Source organism: Pseudolysinimonas sp. 10J20-29 (genome assembly GCF_055809595.1).
The window spans coordinates 1,767,296-1,783,479 of sequence record NZ_CM147917.1 but is presented as its reverse complement, the minus strand read 5'-3'; the positions used below and the strand labels follow the sequence as shown (position 1 = coordinate 1,783,479).

General features: G+C 71.4%; 14 protein-coding genes and 1 pseudogene. 8 read left to right on the top strand and 7 right to left on the bottom strand.

Features of this window, described 5'->3' with window-relative positions:
• Window positions 1-119: 119 nt before the first annotated feature.
• On the top strand, window positions 120-1,124 hold the full coding sequence (locus tag AC0L6Y_RS08680; protein WP_473550971.1) for a hypothetical protein: 1,005 nt from the start codon (window positions 120-122) through the stop codon (window positions 1,122-1,124).
• Between the two features lie 24 nt (window positions 1,125-1,148).
• Here the strand turns inward: AC0L6Y_RS08680 and AC0L6Y_RS08675 are convergent, their stop codons facing one another.
• Entirely contained in the window at window positions 1,149-1,364 is a 216-nt protein-coding gene (locus tag AC0L6Y_RS08675) for a DUF6458 family protein (RefSeq protein WP_473550969.1), read from the bottom strand.
• Window positions 1,365-1,581: 217 nt separating this feature from the next.
• Here AC0L6Y_RS08675 and AC0L6Y_RS08670 point away from each other — a divergent pair, with 217 nt between their 5' ends.
• The 5 genes and pseudogenes from AC0L6Y_RS08670 (at window position 1,582) to gltX (ending at window position 7,384) form a co-directional block, all read left to right on the top strand.
• Window positions 1,582-2,634 carry a 3-isopropylmalate dehydrogenase gene (locus AC0L6Y_RS08670; RefSeq protein ID WP_473550966.1) on the top strand — a complete coding sequence of 351 codons (1,053 nt, stop codon included), beginning with the start codon at window positions 1,582-1,584 and terminating at the stop codon, window positions 2,632-2,634.
• A gap of 70 nt (window positions 2,635-2,704) precedes the next feature.
• Window positions 2,705-3,809: pseudogene (locus tag AC0L6Y_RS08665) on the top strand (branched-chain amino acid aminotransferase).
• A 7-nt stretch (window positions 3,810-3,816) separates the two neighbouring features.
• Window positions 3,817-4,605 (top strand): fumarylacetoacetate hydrolase family protein, encoded by a 789-nt coding sequence (locus tag AC0L6Y_RS08660; RefSeq protein WP_473550963.1) that lies wholly within the window; start codon window positions 3,817-3,819, stop codon window positions 4,603-4,605.
• Complete coding sequence (locus tag AC0L6Y_RS08655) at window positions 4,602-5,858, top strand: MFS transporter (protein WP_473550959.1); 1,257 nt, start codon at window positions 4,602-4,604, stop codon at window positions 5,856-5,858. Before AC0L6Y_RS08660 ends, AC0L6Y_RS08655 begins: the two co-directional genes overlap by 4 nt.
• An 11-nt stretch (window positions 5,859-5,869) precedes the next feature.
• Window positions 5,870-7,384 carry a glutamate--tRNA ligase gene (gene gltX / locus AC0L6Y_RS08650; protein ID WP_473550957.1) on the top strand — a complete coding sequence of 505 codons (1,515 nt, stop codon included), beginning with the start codon at window positions 5,870-5,872 and terminating at the stop codon, window positions 7,382-7,384.
• Between the two features lie 7 nt (window positions 7,385-7,391).
• On the opposite strand, the gene AC0L6Y_RS08645 is transcribed toward gltX, so the two are convergent.
• The 4 genes from AC0L6Y_RS08645 to AC0L6Y_RS08630 all read right to left on the bottom strand — a co-directional run bounded on the left by AC0L6Y_RS08645 (window position 7,392) and on the right by AC0L6Y_RS08630 (window position 11,637).
• Entirely contained in the window at window positions 7,392-8,300 is a 909-nt protein-coding gene (locus AC0L6Y_RS08645; protein WP_473550955.1) for a cytochrome b/b6 domain-containing protein, read from the bottom strand.
• Between the two features lie 29 nt (window positions 8,301-8,329).
• Complete coding sequence (locus AC0L6Y_RS08640) at window positions 8,330-9,205, bottom strand: pyridoxamine 5'-phosphate oxidase family protein (protein ID WP_473550951.1); 876 nt, start codon at window positions 9,203-9,205, stop codon at window positions 8,330-8,332.
• A gap of 66 nt (window positions 9,206-9,271) precedes the next feature.
• Window positions 9,272-9,901: a response regulator gene (locus tag AC0L6Y_RS08635; RefSeq protein WP_473550947.1), complete on the bottom strand. Its 630-nt coding sequence runs from the start codon at window positions 9,899-9,901 to the stop codon at window positions 9,272-9,274.
• Window positions 9,898-11,637, bottom strand: coding sequence for a sensor histidine kinase (locus tag AC0L6Y_RS08630; RefSeq protein ID WP_473550943.1), 1,740 nt, complete (start codon window positions 11,635-11,637; stop codon window positions 9,898-9,900). The genes AC0L6Y_RS08635 and AC0L6Y_RS08630 overlap by 4 nt, the downstream gene beginning before the upstream one ends.
• 95 nt (window positions 11,638-11,732) lie before the next feature.
• Here AC0L6Y_RS08630 and AC0L6Y_RS08625 point away from each other — a divergent pair, with 95 nt between their 5' ends.
• Window positions 11,733-12,623: a universal stress protein gene (locus AC0L6Y_RS08625; RefSeq protein ID WP_473550938.1), complete on the top strand. Its 891-nt coding sequence runs from the start codon at window positions 11,733-11,735 to the stop codon at window positions 12,621-12,623.
• Window positions 12,620-12,817, top strand: coding sequence for a hypothetical protein (locus tag AC0L6Y_RS08620; protein ID WP_473550935.1), 198 nt, complete (start codon window positions 12,620-12,622; stop codon window positions 12,815-12,817). Before AC0L6Y_RS08625 ends, AC0L6Y_RS08620 begins: the two co-directional genes overlap by 4 nt.
• Window positions 12,818-12,951: 134 nt before the next feature.
• On the opposite strand, the gene AC0L6Y_RS08615 is transcribed toward AC0L6Y_RS08620, so the two are convergent.
• Both AC0L6Y_RS08615 and pta read right to left on the bottom strand, forming a co-directional pair.
• A complete protein-coding gene (locus tag AC0L6Y_RS08615; protein ID WP_473550932.1) occupies window positions 12,952-14,073 on the bottom strand; it encodes an acetate/propionate family kinase in 1,122 nt (373 codons plus the stop codon).
• Entirely contained in the window at window positions 14,070-16,172 is a 2,103-nt protein-coding gene (pta, locus tag AC0L6Y_RS08610) for a phosphate acetyltransferase (RefSeq protein ID WP_473550929.1), read from the bottom strand. Before pta ends, AC0L6Y_RS08615 begins: the two co-directional genes overlap by 4 nt.
• Window positions 16,173-16,184: the final 12 nt, after the last annotated feature.

Here is a 16,184-nt window from a genome sequence, read left to right as displayed (position 1 = left end):
AGATCTGTCGATTGTGACGATTCCTCTGTTGCGTTAGCGTGAGCTGACGCGAGCATGCCTGCACCCGAAATCCCGGCGGCTCGCGGCCCCCATGCTCGCCTTCCCCCGGAGGAACACCCATGCTCCTTGCTGAGCCGTCTTCCCGTTCACTGACCCCGAGACGCCGGCTCGCCGCCGTCTCGCTCGCCGCCGGCGCGATGGCGCTGCTGGCCTCGCCGATCGCCGCTCACGCGGCGACGAGCGACGCCTACGACGCGATCCCGGACACGCTCGCGCCGTCCTACGTCAGCCTGGGCTATCAGGCGACGCAGACCGCGGAGTTCGGCGACCTCGTGGAGCTGTCCGGCACCGACCGCGACCTCGAGGCGGTCACGATCGTGATGGTCAACTGGGCGTGCGAGACGGGGAGCGGCACGACCTGCGAGACGACGCCGGGTTCGAGCTTCAGCCACCCGGTCACGGTGAACATCTACGCCGAGGGCGCGGACCCGCTCCCCGGCGCGCTGCTCGCGACGGTGACGCAGGACGTCGACGTGCCGTTCCGTCCGTCCGCGGATGCCGTCAACTGCAGCGACGGCCGCTGGTACCACGAGGCGACCGGGAACTGCTCCAACGGCTTCGCGTTCGAGGTTCCGTTCGACTTCTCGAGCCTCGCGGTGACGCTGCCGGATCGGGTCGTCGTCTCGGTCGCCTACAACACCCAGAGCTACGGGGCCGCGCCGCTCGGCGTCGGGGGCCCGCACAACTCGCTGAACGTGGCGCTGGCCACGACCGCCCCCGCCGTCGGCACCGACGTCGACCCGGCGACGACCTACTGGAACACGCTGAAGGCCGACTGGTATGGCGACGGCGGTGCTGGCGGTTCGGGCATTCTCCGCAACGACAGCGGCGGACTGGGCGGCACCTACGGGCTGCTGTTCTCGATCACCGCGTCGACGCCCGAGGTCGAGCTTCCGACGCTTCCGCTGGAGGACGGCGAGGCGGCACCGGCCGAGCTGGCGGCCACGGGCACGTCCGACTCGCTGATCGCGGCGGCCGTGCTCGGCGCCGGGGCGGTGCTCGCGGGCGCCGTCGCGCTCGCAGTGCTCGCGATGCGCCGCTCGACGCGGCACCGCACGCGCTGAGGCTTGGTCGCGGCGGGGTCGGCCCTAGCGGTCGACCTCGTCGCGGTGCGGCGTCTCGTCGTGGACGACGGTCGTGCGACGCCGCGAGAACAGCACGATGCCGATGATCGTGGTGACCGCTCCGGCTCCCATCAGCAGATAGCCGACGAGCGTCAGGTCGATCCAGTCGAGGCCGACGTTGAGCGCGAAAGCCAGGATGGCTCCCACGACGAACAGAAAGATTCCGAATCCGATACTCAAGGTGATTCCCCTTTCCTCAGAAATGCGGGCAGCCTTGTGAGGCCCGGCACCGTCTCGACGCTAGCGGCGGGTTCTCGACGGAGGGCAAGCGCGCCCGCAGCGGCCCGGCGACGCGGCTAGGCTGGGAGGGCTGGAAACCCCCGGAATGCTGGGCGACGTCGCCTTTTCTGGGAGTAATCCGGGAACAACCTGGACGTCCCTGAACTTTGGAGCTTGAGTGACCCGCACCCTGGACCTGGCCGTGATCGCTGGCGATGGCATCGGCCCCGAGGTCATGACCGAGGCGGTGCGTGTTCTGACCGCCGCCGTCGGCGACGAGGTGACGGTCGCGACCACGCCCTACCCGTTCAGCGCCGCGCACTACCTGGAGACGGGCCGCATCCTCGAAGCCGAGGACATGGAGGCGCTCGCCACGCACGAGGCGATCCTGCTGGGAGCCGTCGGCGGCGACCCGCGCGATCCGCGGCTCGCGGGCGGCATCATCGAGCGCGGGCTGCTGCTCAAGCTGCGCTTCGCCTTCGACCACTACGTCAACCTGCGTCCCTCGAAGCTGCTGCCGGGCGTCGTCAGCCCGCTCGCGAACCCCGGCGAGGTCGACTTCGTCGTCGTGCGCGAGGGCACCGAGGGGCCCTACGTCGGCAACGGCGGCGCGATTCGCGTCGGCACGGATGCGGAGATCGCCAACGAGGTGAGCATCAACACCGCGTACGGCATCGACCGGGTGGTGCGCTTCGCCTTCGCCCAGGCCGAGAAGCGCCGCAAGAAGCTCACCCTCGTGCACAAGACGAACGTGCTGACCTTCTCGGGCTCGCTCTGGGCGCGCACCGTCGAGCGCCACGCGGCCAATCACCCCGACGTGGCCTGGGACTACCTGCACGTGGATGCGGCGACCATCTTCCTGGTGACCGATCCTGCTAGATTCGACGTCATCGTCACCGACAATCTCTTCGGCGACATCCTCACCGACCTGGCCGGCGCCATCAGCGGCGGCATCGGACTGGCAGCCTCGGGAAACATCAACCCCGACGGCACCTTCCCCTCGATGTTCGAGCCCGTGCACGGGTCGGCTCCCGACATCGCGGGACAGCAGAAGGCCGATCCCACGGCGGCCATCCTGTCGACGGCCCTGCTGCTCGACCACCTCGGACTCGAGGAGGCGGCGCGGCGGGTCGAGGCAGCGGTCGCCGCGGACGTCGCCGCGCGAGGCACCGCGCCCCGCCGCACCGACGAGATCGGCGCCGCCATCGCCGCGGCGGTGGCCGCTCCCTAGCGGTCGTCCCCTCTCCGGCGCAGACTAGTTCCACTCCGACAGATCGGCCAGCGATATGCAACTTCTCCCGATGGCGAACCAGGACCTCGCATTCCAGGTGACCCCGAACCCCGCCGCCCTCCCCGCCGACGAGCGTGAGGCGATCCTCGCCAACCCCGGATTCGGGCAGAAGTTCACCGACCACATGGTCGACATCTGCTGGTCCGAGCGCGGCGGCTGGCACCGGCCGCGGGTCCAGGCCTACGGCCCCATCCAGCTCGACCCCGCGGCGGCCGTGCTGCACTACGCGCAGGAGATCTTCGAGGGTCTGAAGGCGTACCGGCACGCGGACGGCTCGATCTGGTCGTTCCGCCCCGAGAAGAACGCCGAGCGGCTGCGAGCGCTCCGCGCGTCGCATGGCGCTGCCGGAACTGCCGACGGAGTACTTCCTCGATTCCCTGCGCCAGCTCATCGCGCTCGACGGCGCGTGGGTGCCCTCGGCCCCGGAGACGAGCCTGTACCTGCGGCCGTTCATGTTCGCCAAGGAGGCCTTCCTCGGCGTGCGTCCGGCCAAGAAGGTCAACTACTACCTGATCGCGAGCCCCGCAGGGGCCTACTTCCAGGGCGGCGTCGCGCCGGTGTCGATCTGGCTGTCGACCACCTACGCCCGCGCGGGCAAGGGCGGCACGGGTGCCGCGAAGACGGGCGGCAACTACGCCTCGTCGCTGATCGCGCAGCAGGAGGCGTACGACCAGGGCTGCCAGCAGGTGCTGTTCCTCGACTCCGCGGAGGAGCAGTACCTCGAAGAGCTCGGCGGCATGAACGTCGTGCTCGTCTACCGCGACGGCACGCTCGTCACGCCGCAGAGCGAGTCGATTCTCGAGGGCATCACCCGGGACTCGATCCTGCAGCTCGCCGAGGATGCCGGCCACACGGTCGAGCGTCGCCAGGTCTCGATCGACGAGTGGCGCGAGGGCGCCGCCTCGGGGGAGATCGTGGAGGCGTTCGCCTGCGGCACCGCCGCGGTGCTCACCCCGATCGGCACGCTGAAGGCCGCCGACTTCACCATCGACATGCCGACGCCGGAGGATGGTGTCGCCCTGGCGCTGCGCCGGGCGCTCACCGACATCCAGTACGGCCGCGCCGAGGACCGTCATGGCTGGATGATGCGACTCGACGCCGAGGCGTCCGAGTAGGCCCGGGATGAAGGTCGCACGCTTCAGCTCAGCGGGGGAGGACCCCCGGTACGGCATCGTCGACGACGAAGAGATCGTGGTGCTCGCAGGAGACCCGATGTTCGCGGGGTTCCAGCCGACCGGGGAGCGCGTCGCGCTCGCCGACGCTCGCCTGCTGGCCCCCGTCATCCCGCGCTCGAAGGTCGTCTGCGTCGGCCTCAACTACGCCGCGCACCGCGGCGACATGGCGAACATCGACGCGCCCGAGAACCCCCTGATCTTCCTCAAGCCGAACACCGCCGTGATCGGCCCGGGCGACGCGATCAAGATCCCGCCGGTCGAGGGGCGCATCACGCACGAGAGCGAACTGGTCGTCGTCATCGGACGCATCGCCAAGCAGGTGCGCGAGGAGGACTGGGCCGACTACGTCTTCGGCTACACGGTCGGCAACGACGTGTCGGCACGCGACCAGATGTTCGCCGACGGGCAGTGGGCGCGCGCCAAGGGCTACGACACCTTCGCCCCGATCGGCCCGTGGATTGAGACCGAGCTCGACCCGTCGAATCTCGAGATCCACAGCTGGGTCGACGGTGAGGCCCGCCGGCACGGCAACACCTCCGAGCTGCTGCACTCCATCCCGAAGCTCATCGCCTACATCTCGGATGTCTGGACGCTGCTGCCGGGAGACATCATCATGACCGGCACGCCGTCGGGCCTCGGCGGATTCGTCGCCGGGCAGACCGTCGACATCGAGATCGAGGGCATCGGGCGCCTGACGAACCCCGCCGAAGCGCGCGACGCCACGCCCGGCGCATGACCGTTCCGGCCGGCGGCTCGCCGCTGCTGAGCGACGAGCAGGTCCGGCGCGCGCAGAGCCGTACGCGGGCGGTGCTCATCGCGGGGCAGGTGCTCGCCGGGATCGGAATGGGCTCGACGCTGTCGGCCGGGGCCCTGCTCGTCACCCAGGTGAGCGGGTCGCCCGCCTGGTCGGGCATGGCGGCCACGATGACCACCGTCGGCGCCGCGCTCGCCTCGGTCCCGCTGGCCCGACTCGCGCGCCGGGCCGGCCGCGCACCGGCGCTCGCGACGGGCGCGATCACCGCGGCGCTCGGCGCCGTGGTCGGCATTCTCGCCGCGGTGCTCGTCTCGCTTCCGCTGCTGCTCGTGGCGCTGGCGCTCATCGGCGTCGGCACCGCCGTGAACCTGCAGTCGCGCTTCGCGGCGACCGACCTGTCGGAGCCCCGGCATCGGGGTCGCGACCTGGCGCTTGTCGTCTGGGCGACCACCGTCGGGGCGATCGCGGGTCCGAATCTGATCGCGCCCGCCGACGCGGTCGGCATCGCGGTGGGCCTGCCCGAGCTGTCGGGCCCGTTCCTGTTCACCCTGGCGGCGCAGACGATCGCGGGCATCCTGTACCTCGTCGCGCTGCGACCGGACCCGCTCAAGATGGCGGAGCGACTGCGCCTCGAGCGGCCGGTCTCGGCCGTGATCGAGAGCGTCGCCGATGCGAACGGGGTGCGCACCGGGCTCATCGCGCTGGCGCTCAGCCACGCGACGATGGTGGCGGTCATGTCGATGACCCCCGTGCATCTGGTCGCGCACGGCGCCACGCTCGTCGTCGTCGGCGTGACGATCAGCCTGCACGTCGCGGGGATGTTCGCCCTCGCGCCGCTGTTCGGCATCCTCTCCGATCGGCTCGGGCGAGGACGCACGATCGCGATCGGCCAGGCAATGCTGCTGGCGAGCCTGCTGACGACCGCGCTCGGCGCCGAGTCGCAGGCGGCCGTCGTGGTGGGGCTCGTGCTGCTCGGCCTCGGCTGGAGCGCCGCCACCGTGTCGGCCTCGGCGCTCATCTCCGAGTCCGCCCCGGCCGAGCGGCGCACGATCGTCCAGGGCCGCTCCGACCTGCTGATGAGCGCGACCGGGGCCGTCGGCGGCGCGCTCGCCGGGCCCGTGCTCGCCCTCGTCGGCTATGCGGGTCTCGCGCTCAGCGCGCTGCTGCTCGTCGTCGTGGTCCTGGTCGCGCTCACCTGGCGAGCAGTTCGCCGCACCCCCGCCGCGCGCAACTAGACTCGATCCCGATGTCGCTCCCGTTCTCTGCCGCCTCGGGCTCCGAGGTTCGCGTTCGCTTCTGCCCCTCGCCCACCGGCACCCCGCACGTCGGCCTGGTGCGCACCGCCCTGTTCAATTGGGCCTACGCCCGCCACACCGGCGGCAAGCTGGTGTTCCGCATCGAAGACACCGACGCCGCCCGCGACAGCGAGGAGAGCTACCAGCAGCTGCTCGACGCGATGCGCTGGCTCGGCCTCGACTGGGATGAGGGCGTCGAGACGGGCGGACCGCACGAGCCGTACCGGCAGTCGCAGCGCGGTGAGATCTACCAGGAGCTCATCCAGAAGCTCACCGAGGCCGGCTACCTCTACGAGAGCTTCGTCACGCCCGAGGAGATGGAGGCGCGCAACCTTGCGAACGGTCGCGACCCCAAGCAGGGCTACGACAACTTCGAGCGCGAGCTGACCGAGGCCGAGCGCGCCGCGTTCCGCGCCGAGGGCCGCCAGCCCGCGCTGCGGCTTCGGGTGCCCGACGACGACCTCAGCTTCGACGACCTGGTGCGCGGCGAGATCACCTTCCCCGCGGGCAGCTTCACCGACTTCGTGGTGGTGCGCCCGAACGGCGCCCCGCTCTACACCTTCGTGAACCCCGTCGACGACGCACTGATGGGCATCACGCACGTGCTCCGCGGCGAGGACCTGCTCTCGAGCACCCCGCGCCAGATCGCGCTCTACGCAGCGCTCATCGCGATCGGCGTCACCGACAGTGTTCCGCGCTTCGGCCACCTGCCCTACGTGATGGGCGAGGGCAACAAGAAGCTCAGCAAGCGCGACCCCGAGTCGAACCTGTTCCACCACCGCGACCGCGGCTTCGTGCCGGAGGGGCTGCTCAACTACCTCTCGCTGCTCGGCTGGTCGATCGCCGCCGACCGCGACGTGTTCTCCCGCGACGAGCTCGTCGCCGCGTTCGACGTCGAGAGCGTCAACCCGAACCCGGCCCGCTTCGACTTGAAGAAGGCCGAGTCGATCAACGGCGACCACATCCGCCTTCTCGGCGCGGACGACTTCGCGGCGCGGATCGTGCCCTACCTGGAGGGGCTCGTCAGCGATCCGCCGACGCCCGCCGAGCAGGCGATCCTGCGCGAGGCGGCCCCGCTCGTGCAGGAGCGCATCAACCTGCTGGGCGAGGCGCACGGCATGCTGGCGTTCCTGTTCACCCCCGACGACCAGATCGAGTTCGAGGCCGACGCGCTGCCGAAGCCGAACGCGGTCGACGAGGCGCGACTGGTGCTGGATGCGGCGGAGGCCGCGCTGTCGCCGCTGACCGAGTTCGGCCGCGTCGAGATCGAGGCGGCGCTGCGCGCGGCGCTCACCGACCCGGTCGAGGACGGCGGCGCCGGGCTCAAGCCGCGGGTCGCCTTCGGCGCCCTGCGCACCGCCGTCAGCGGCCGTCGGGTCAGCCCTCCGCTGTTCGAGTCGATGGAGATCCTCGGCAAGGCCTCCACGCTCGCGCGGCTCGAGCGGCTTCGCACGCACCTGGCGTAGCGGCGGCCTAGCGGACGGTGCTGCCGAGCAGGGCGATCTTCTTCTGCACCGGCACCCGAAGCACCACCCAGGCGACCAGCATCACCACGAGCGACCCGGCGAAGACGAGCGCGCCGAGCCAGGAGTCGTCGTTGCGACCGGCGTACATGGTGTTGAGGTTCCGCAGCGCCCCGGTGGTGAGGACCAGGCCGACGTGCACGATCGTGAACGCGATGAAGTACACCAGCACCGCGAAGTGCAGCGATCGCGCGAGGCTCTCGGTGAGCAGCCGGTTGACGCGCCACTCGTGCTTCCAGACCGGCGACAGCCGAAGCCCGGTGAGCAGGGCGAGCGGCCCCGCCAGGAACACCGTCGCGAAGTAGCTCAGCAGCTGCAGCGCGTTGTAGTGAACCCAGCCCTCGTGCGCCGGCCAGTCCAGCGAGAGGTAGTGCACCCCGGCCGTGACGGCGTTCGGGATGACATCCCAGCCGAGCGGAACGACGCGCACCCACTGCCCGCTGGCGAACAGCAGCACGACGTACACGATGCCGTTCAGCACCCACAGCGTGTCGACGACGAGGTGCCACCAGACGTGGATGCTCAGCCGCCGCGGGGCGCCCTTCGTGCGGATCAGCCCGTCGTTGCGTCGGGTGACGAAGGCGGGCGGGCGCTGCCTGCCGCGGATCAGGAGCGCGGAGCGCACGATGAACAGCAGGAAGAACGAGTTGAGGAAGTGCTGCCAGCCCAGCCACGCGGGGAAGCCCACGGGGGAGCCGGCGGGAAGCTCGGTCGTGCCCGGGAAGCTCGCGGCGAAGTCGAGCCAGCCGGGGGTCTCACGCAGCCAGCGCGCGGCGAGCACGAGCAGCGCCAGCAGCACGAGCGCCGCCGGGATGAGCCAGACGAGCGGAAACCAGCGTCGCTCGCGAAGTCGTGTCACGCTCCTACGCTAGCGGCCCCGGGGAGTGATCAATCGCGACTCGGCTCGGGTCCGCGCACGAAGGCGCGGCCGCTCACCGACTCCGGGTGGATGCGCACCCAGCGGTACTTGAGCGTGGGAACCCACGGCTCCAGGCCCAGCTGCTCGGCGGCGTCCATCTCGGACTGCAGCTCGACGCGCTCGGCGCGGCCCTTGACCACGACGCTCATCGCATCGGTGTCGCTCACGCGATCGATCTCGAGCGCGACGTGCTCATTGATGCTGAGCTCGAGCAGCTTGGTGCCGGGCGCGGTGCGCAGGTAGATCACGTTGTCGGCGTCGACGACGAAGTTGATCGGGAAGATGTCGATCTCGCCGGCCACGCACAGCGCGAGCCGCCCGAGCGATGTTCGACGCAGTTCCTGCCAGCACTCCTCGGGGTCGAGTTCGCGAACCGGGTCGTCGGTCATGATGATTCTCCTTGCACTCGCAGCTGGTTGTGGACGAAGTGGACGCCGCGGATGCGCTCCACGCGGTGGCGCAGGCGCTGCAGACGTGGGCCGGTCGGGAACCGTGCCGGTCAAGGTCACCACGTGCTGCTGCACCGTCACCTCGACGTTCGCGGCCGCCGCAGGCTCGCGCGCGAGCGCCCACCGCACGGAGCGGGCGATCGCGTCGTCGCTGCGTCGCCAGCCGGTGGCGACGGGGGCGACGACGAGCTCATCCACGACCCGTGAGACGCCGTCGACCTCGCACGCGAGCGCTCGGGCGAGCACCCGTGCCGAGTGGGCCCGGACCGCGCCGCGCAGGTGCACGACGTTGTCTTCGATGACGACGCGGATGCGCGTGGCATCCAGATCCGGACAGGCCTTCAGCGCGCGACGCACGCGAGCGGCGCGTTCGCGCTCTCGGCTCCTCGTCACCATCGCCGATCCCTCCGTTTCCGCCAGTGTGCGCGCGGATCGCGGAAATCGCGAGGGCCGAAGGTCCCGCTAGGGCTCGATGTCGCGCTTGACCGCGTACACGGCCGCCTGGGTGCGCCGTTCGAGGCCGAGCTTGGCGAGGAGCCCCGACACGTAGTTCTTGACGGTCTTCTCGGCGAGCTCGAGCCGCTCGCCGATCTGACGGTTGGTGAGGCCCGCGCCGATCAGGTCGAGCACCTGGCGCTCGCGCAGCGTGAGCTCCGGCCCGCCCTGCGCCTCGGCCGGAGCCAGGCGGGACACGACGCGCTCGGAGACGGAGCGGGTGATGAGGCTCCCGCCGCCGGCCACGAGCCGGATGCCGTCGATCAGGTTCTTGCCGCGGATGTCCTTCAGCACGTAGCCGGACGCCCCGGCCAGCACCGCCGCCTCGCTCGCCTCGTCGTCGTCGAAGGCGGTGAGCATGAGGCAGGCGATGTCGGGGTGCTCCGAGCGGATGGCGCGGCACACGTCGATGCCGGAGCCGTCGGGCAGTCGCACATCGAGCACCACAACGTCGGGCCGGGTGGCCCCGACGCGGCCGCGCGCCTGCCCGGCGGTGCCGCACTCGCCGACCACCTCCAGATCGCGTTCGGCATCCACGATGTCGGCGATGCCGCGACGCACCAGCTCGTGGTCGTCCACCAGAAAGACTCGAATCACGCGTCGGCTCCGTTCGGGGTCGTCGACAACGGTACCGACCAGGTCGCGACCGTGCCGTGCGGGTCAGCGTCGGCGACCTCGAACGTGCCGCCGCGCTGCCGCGCGCGCACGCCCAGGTTGTCGAGACCGCTGCGGCGGGTGACCGCGCCGAGGCCCTGGCCGTCGTCCTCGACGCGCAGGGTCAGCTCGGCGTCGGTGACGCGCAGATCCAGGGCGCAGGTCGCCGCCTGCGCGTGGCGCACCACGTTGCTGAGGAGCTCCCGCGCCACCGCCACGACATCGTCGGCCAGATCCTCGGCGACGAGCAGGTCGACGGCGCCGCCGAAGGTGAGTCGCGGAGCCGACTCGAGGCTCTCGGTGACCTCGCCGACCAGGTCGAGCACGCGATGACGGAGGGAGGGAGCGCGCGACGCGGAGCGGGTGCGCAGGGTGAACACGGCGGTGCGGATCTCGGAGATCGCATCGTCGATCGCCTCCACCTGGCGCTCCAGGATCGTGCGCTCCGGACCGCCCGCCGAGGCGGCGACGCTCTGCAGCGTCAGGCCGGTGGCGAAGAGCTGCTGGATGACGTGGTCGTGCAGATCGCGCGCGATCCGGTTGCGGTCCTCGATCAGCTCGAGCTTGCGCGAGTCGGCCTGCATGCGCGCCAGTTCCAGGGCGACGCTCGCCTGCGTCGCGAACTCGGAGGCCATCTCGAGGTCCGCCTCGGTGAAGCGCAGCGATCCGCGTCGGCGGCAGAGGGTCAGCACGCCCAGCGGCTTCCCGGAGGCGGCGAGCGGAACCGCGATCACCGGACCGACGTCGACGGCACCGCCGAACATCACCCCGTCGTCGCTGTCGTCGGTGGCGATCGCGCGGCCGCTCTCGACCGCGCGCGCGGAGATCGAGCCGGCGGCCGGGAAGCGCAGCGCGGTGAGCGCCTCGGCGCCCTCGCCGCGGGCGGTGTCGACGAGGAAGGCCTCCCCGTCGTCGCTCGGGATGACGACCGAGACGAGGTCGGCGTCGACGAGCGAGGCGACCCGGTCGGCGACGACATGGAGCATGTTCTCCGAGCTCCCCGAGAGCAGGGCCGAGCTGACCTCGGCGAGGGCCGCGCTCCAGCGCTGTCGACGGCGCGTCTCGCCGAACAGTCGGGCGTTCTCGATCGCGATGCCGGCGGTCGCGGCGAGCGCCGTCACGAGCTCCTGGTCCTCCGAACTGAACGGGCCGCTCGACCGGTTGGCGAGGTACAGGTTGCCGAAGACCTCGTCGCGCACGCGGATCGGGACGCCGAGGAACGAGTCCATCGGCGGGTGATGGGCGGGGAAGCCCACCGAGCGAGAGTCGTCGTGCAGGTCCTCGAGGCGGATCGGGGCCCCGGTGTCGATGACCGCGCCGAGAAGGCCGTGACCTTCCGGCAGGTGCCCGATCGCCTCGGCATCCGCTTCCGACATCCCGACGTGGATGAACTGCTCGAGGGTGCCGTCCGGGGCGATCACGCCGAGCGCGCCGTAGCGGGCATCCACCAGGGCGACGGCGACCTCGGCGATGCGGCGCAGCACCTGGGAGAGCTCGAGCTCCTCGACGACGATCGTCGTCGCGGCCAGCAGGTGACGCAGCCGGCCCTCGGTGTCGAGCACGCGCTGCGCGTGCTCGAGCATCTCGCCGATCGAGCGCTCGAGTTCGGAACGCGGGGCATCCGGAAACCCGAGGTTTCCGGGAGCGGGCGCGGGTCGTGACTTCTGGTCATCCGGCACGCCGCGAGTTTATCGCCGCGCTTGGGACCTTCGGCACTACTCGTCCACTGCCGTGTGGCGTGGAATCGAGGCAGACCACAGGAGTTGAGGCTGACATGACGGATTTCGAGCCGCGGGGGCGCATCGTCGTCGGGATCGACGGCACGGCGCCGAGCCAGGCCGCCCTGCGCTGGGCGCTGCGTCGTGCGGAGCGCGACGGCAACGAGCTGGTCCTCGCCCACGTCGTCGATGACGACTTCGGCGAGATGGGCTCGACCTACGGCGCCGACGCGCGGAATGCCGCGCGAGAGCTGCTGGATCGCACCCGGGCCGAGGTCGCCGTCGACCACGCGCACGTCAAGATCTCCAGCGTCCTGACCGACGGCAGCGTCGCGTGGGCGCTCGCGCACGCGGTGCGCCCCGAGGACCTTCTCGTGATCGGAACGCACAAGACCGGCTATCTGCACGGTCGGGTGCTCGGGTCGCGGAGCGTTCAGATCGCGACCGCGGCGCCGTGCGACGTGGCCGTCATCCCCGATGTGGAGCTTCGGTTCCGTCGCGGCGTGGTCGCCGGGATCGATCGGGCCGTGACCGCCTCCTCGGTCGCGCGCGCGGCGGCGCTCGAGGCCGCCGGGCTCGGCGACGAGGTGCTGTTCCTGCACGCGACGCCCCGGATCCCGGGGGCCGCGGTCGAGACCGTGCGCGCCGACACCGCGCAGAACGACGTGGTGACCACCGCGGTGCGCGCCGCACGGCAGGTCCAGCCGCAGCTGGAGATCCGGGCGCGCATCGCGCACCGTGATCCGGCCGAGGTTCTGCTCGACGCGGCGCGCGACCGCGCGCTGCTGGTGCTCGGCCCGGGCTCGCTCGAGCCGACGCGCTCGCCGATCGGCTCGGTGCTGCACGACGTGCTGCTGAACGTCAACGCGCCGGTGCTCATCGCGCGCACCGGTCACGGCCCCGCCGTTCTCGACGCCGACGCTCATGTCGGGGCGACCACTCGATGACCCAGCGCACGTCGATGGACGACTACTCCGGCCTGCCCGGCTGGCTTCCCGGGGCGGCGGATGCCGCGAACGCTCCGGGCCCGCGCGAGGTTCCCGTGCGCGTCTGGCGCCGGCTCAAGGCCCACACGGCGAGCAACCTGCAGCGCATGCAGCCGCCGATCGACCGCGTCGAGCCGCCCGAGTACTTCGACTAGCGGAGCGTCCTCGCGGCCGCGGCAGCAGGAGTGAGGGACTCTGACGCCGCAGCCCGCGCAAACTCGGACATCCGGCGCGGATGTCCACGGCTCGTGGACGAGGCGGGCGGTTCTCCGACGTTGCGTGCGCCGGCCTAGTCGACGAACGCCGCCGACTGCTCCGCGATCTCGCGCTCCTCGTCGGTCGGCACGACGAGCACCGCGACGGGCGCGTCGTCGGGGGAGATGCGCCGGGCCCCGCGGGCGCCCGACTCGTTGAGCGCGTCGTCGACGAACAGCCCCAGGAAGCCGAGCCGGTCGACGGCGCGGCGGCGCAGGTCGGCGTCGTTCTCGCCGACGCCGGCGGTGAACACCAGGGCGTCCAAGCCGCCGAGTTGGGCGGCGTAGGCGCCGATGTAGTGCCGCAGGCGGTGCACCACGATGTCGAGGGTCGTGCGGGCGGCCTCGTCGCCCGCATCCGCCGCCGCGTGCACGTCGCGCATGTCGGCGTGGCCGGAGAGCCCGAGCAGGCCGCTCTCGCGGTTGAGCATCGTGTCGAGCTCGTCGATCGTGAAGCCCTCGGTGCGCGCCAGGTGCACGAGCACCGCCGGATCGATGTCGCCCGAGCGGGTGCCCATCACCAGACCCTGCAGCGGGGTCATGCCCATCGAGGTGTCGATCGAGCGGCCCCCGGAGACGGCGGCCGCCGACGCGCCGTTGCCGAGGTGCAGGATCACCATGCGCAGCTCGTCGAGTGGCCGGTCGAGGAGCGCCGCGGCCTGCCGCGACACGATCTGGTACGAGGTGCCGTGGAAGCCGTAGCGGCGCACGCCGGCGCGCGCGGCGAGTTCGCGATCGATCGCGTACTCGCGCGCCTCCACCGGCAGGGTCGCGTGGAAGGCGGTGTCGAAGACGGCGACGTGGGGGACATCCGGAAACGCGGTGCGCGCCCCGCGGATGCCGAGGAGAGCGGGCGGGTTGTGCAGGGGCGCGAGCACCGCAAGCCGTTCGATCGCCGCCTCCACCTCGTCGTCGATGAGGGCCGGGCCGTCGAAGATGGCGCCGCCGTGCACGACGCGGTGGCCGATGACGTCCACCGGGACGTCGCCGAGCTCCTCGCGGATGCGGCGCAGCGCCTCGCTGTGATCGGCGACCCCGGAGCCGGGAACGCCGATCCGCTCGATCATGCCCGAGGCGAGCACCTCGCCGCTCGGAAGCTCCAGCAGTCGGTACTTGATCGACGAGGAGCCGGTGTTGACAACGAAGACGTGGGTCACGCGGGCTCGCTTCCGTGCTGGGCCTGGATGGCGGTGATCGCGATCGTGTTGACGATGTCGCGCACGAGGGCGCCGCGGGAGAGGTCGTTGATGGGCTTGTTGAGACCCTGCAGCACGGGACCGATGGCGAGGGCGCCGGCGCTGCGCTGCACCGCCTTGTAGGTGTTGTTGCCGGTGTTCAGGTCCGGGAAGACGAACACCGTCGCGCGTCCCGCGACATCGGAGCCCGGCATCTTGGAGGCGCCGACGGTGGGGTCGGCGGCGGCGTCGTACTGGATCGGCCCGGCGACGGGCAGCTGCGGTTCGCGCTCCCGCACGAGGGCGGTGGCGGCGCGCACGCGGTCGACCTCGGCGCCCGAGCCGGACTCGCCGGTCGAGTAGCTGAGCATGGCGACGCGCGGGTCGATGCCGAAGGTGCGCGCGGTGTGGGCCGCCGAGATCGCGATGTCGGCGAGCTGCTCGGTCGTCGGCTCGGGGATCACGGCGCAGTCGCCGTAGACGAGCACCCGGTCGGCGAGCGCCATCAGGAACACGCTCGAGACGACCGAGACGCCCGGAGCCGTCTTGACGAACTCGAAGGCGGGGCGGATGGTGTGCGCGGTCGTGTGGGCGGCGCCCGAGACCATCCCGTCGGCGAGCCCCAGGTGCACCATCATGGTGCCGAAATAGGAGACGTCGGTCATGGTGTCGCGCGCCTGCTCGAGTGCGATGCCCTTGTGGGCGCGCAGGCGCGTGTACTCGAGCGCGAACTGCTCGTGCAGCTCCGAATCGTTCGTCGAGATGATCGCGGTGTCGCCGAGGTCGACCCCGAGTTCGGCGGCGCGGGCGCGGATGCTGCGCTCGTCGCCGAGAATCGTGAGCCTCGCGATGCCGCGCGCCACGACCAGTCCGGCGGCGCGCAGGATGCGGTCGTCGCCGCCCTCCGGCAGCACGATGTGGCGCTGCTGGGCCCGGGCGCGCTCGAGCAGCGAGTACTCGAAGCGCACCGGGGTCATCACGGCGGTCGGCGCGAGGCTCAGCGCGCTCACCAGCGCCTCGGAGTCGACGTGCCCGTCGAAGAGCGCGAGCGCGCGCGCGTACTTCTGCGGGGAGTCGGCGGCCAGGCGGCTGTGGGCGTTCGTGATGCGCATCGCGGTGTCGTAGGTGCCGAGCGGCGTGCGGGCGATGGGGAGCGAGGAGTCCAGACCCGCGAGCAGCGTCTCGATCGAGGGCGCCACCGGGAATCCGCCGTTCAGCACGACCCCCGACAGCGACGGGAAGGTCTCGGAGAGGTGGGCCACGACCGCGCCGACGAGCACATCGGAACGGTCGCCCGGGACGACGATCACGGCGCCCTCGAGGAGCCGGGGCAGCACGTTCTCGAGCGTCATGCCGGCGACGACGACGTCGAGCACGGGGCGATCCAGAAGTTCGGGGTCGCCGCGCAGCAATTCGGCCTCGGCGGCGTGCAGCACGGTGCGCAGCAGCGGGGCGACCAGTTCGGGATCCTCCGGGATCGCCCAGGTCGGTAGGTCGTGGTTGCGGGTCGAGCGGCGCACCGCCGACACCACGTCGTCGAGACGCTCCGGGTCGGCCCGGTTGACGACGATCGCGAGAACGTCGGCGTGCTCCGAGTGCAGCTCGCCCGCGGCGATCGCCGCGACCTCCGCGATGTCCTCGGGGGAGCGGGCCTCGTCGCTGTCGGCGCGGCGACCGCCGACGACCAGCAGGACGCTGGCGGCCAGGTTGGCGGCGATCCGGCCGTTGACGCCCAGCTCGGTCGGGGTGCCGACGTCGGTGTAGTCCGAGCCGAGGATGACGACGGCGTCGCAGCGCTCCTCGATGCGGGCGAAGCGCTCCACGATGCGGGCGAGCGCCGCATCCGGGTCGTCGTGCACCTGGCCGTAGGTGGTGCCGAGGCACTCCTCGTACTGCAGGTCGGCGCTCGCGTGCTCGAGCAGCATCTCGAGGATGTAGTCCGGCTCGGTCGTGGAGCGCGCGATCGGCCGGAACACCCCGACCCGCTCGACGCTGCGCCCGAGGGTGGCGACGAGCCCCACCGCCACGGTCGACTTTCCGGTGCCGCCTTCGGCGGAGCTCAGGTAGATCCGAGTAGCCACGTCGCCCACGCT

Bases quoted from the DNA above. Each gene is read 5' to 3' on its own strand.
- AC0L6Y_RS08680 (WP_473550971.1), top strand. From the start codon at position 120: ATGCTCCTTGCTGAGCCGTCTTCCCGTTCACTGACCCCGAGACGCCGG.
- AC0L6Y_RS08660 (WP_473550963.1), top strand. From the start codon at position 3,817: ATGAAGGTCGCACGCTTCAGCTCAGCGGGGGAGGACCCCCGGTACGGC.
- AC0L6Y_RS08655 (WP_473550959.1), top strand. From the start codon at position 4,602: ATGACCGTTCCGGCCGGCGGCTCGCCGCTGCTGAGCGACGAGCAGGTC.
- gltX (WP_473550957.1), top strand. From the start codon at position 5,870: ATGTCGCTCCCGTTCTCTGCCGCCTCGGGCTCCGAGGTTCGCGTTCGC.
- AC0L6Y_RS08640 (WP_473550951.1), bottom strand. From the start codon at position 9,205: ATGGTGACGAGGAGCCGAGAGCGCGAACGCGCCGCTCGCGTGCGTCGC.
- AC0L6Y_RS08625 (WP_473550938.1), top strand. From the start codon at position 11,733: ATGACGGATTTCGAGCCGCGGGGGCGCATCGTCGTCGGGATCGACGGC.
- AC0L6Y_RS08620 (WP_473550935.1), top strand. From the start codon at position 12,620: ATGACCCAGCGCACGTCGATGGACGACTACTCCGGCCTGCCCGGCTGG.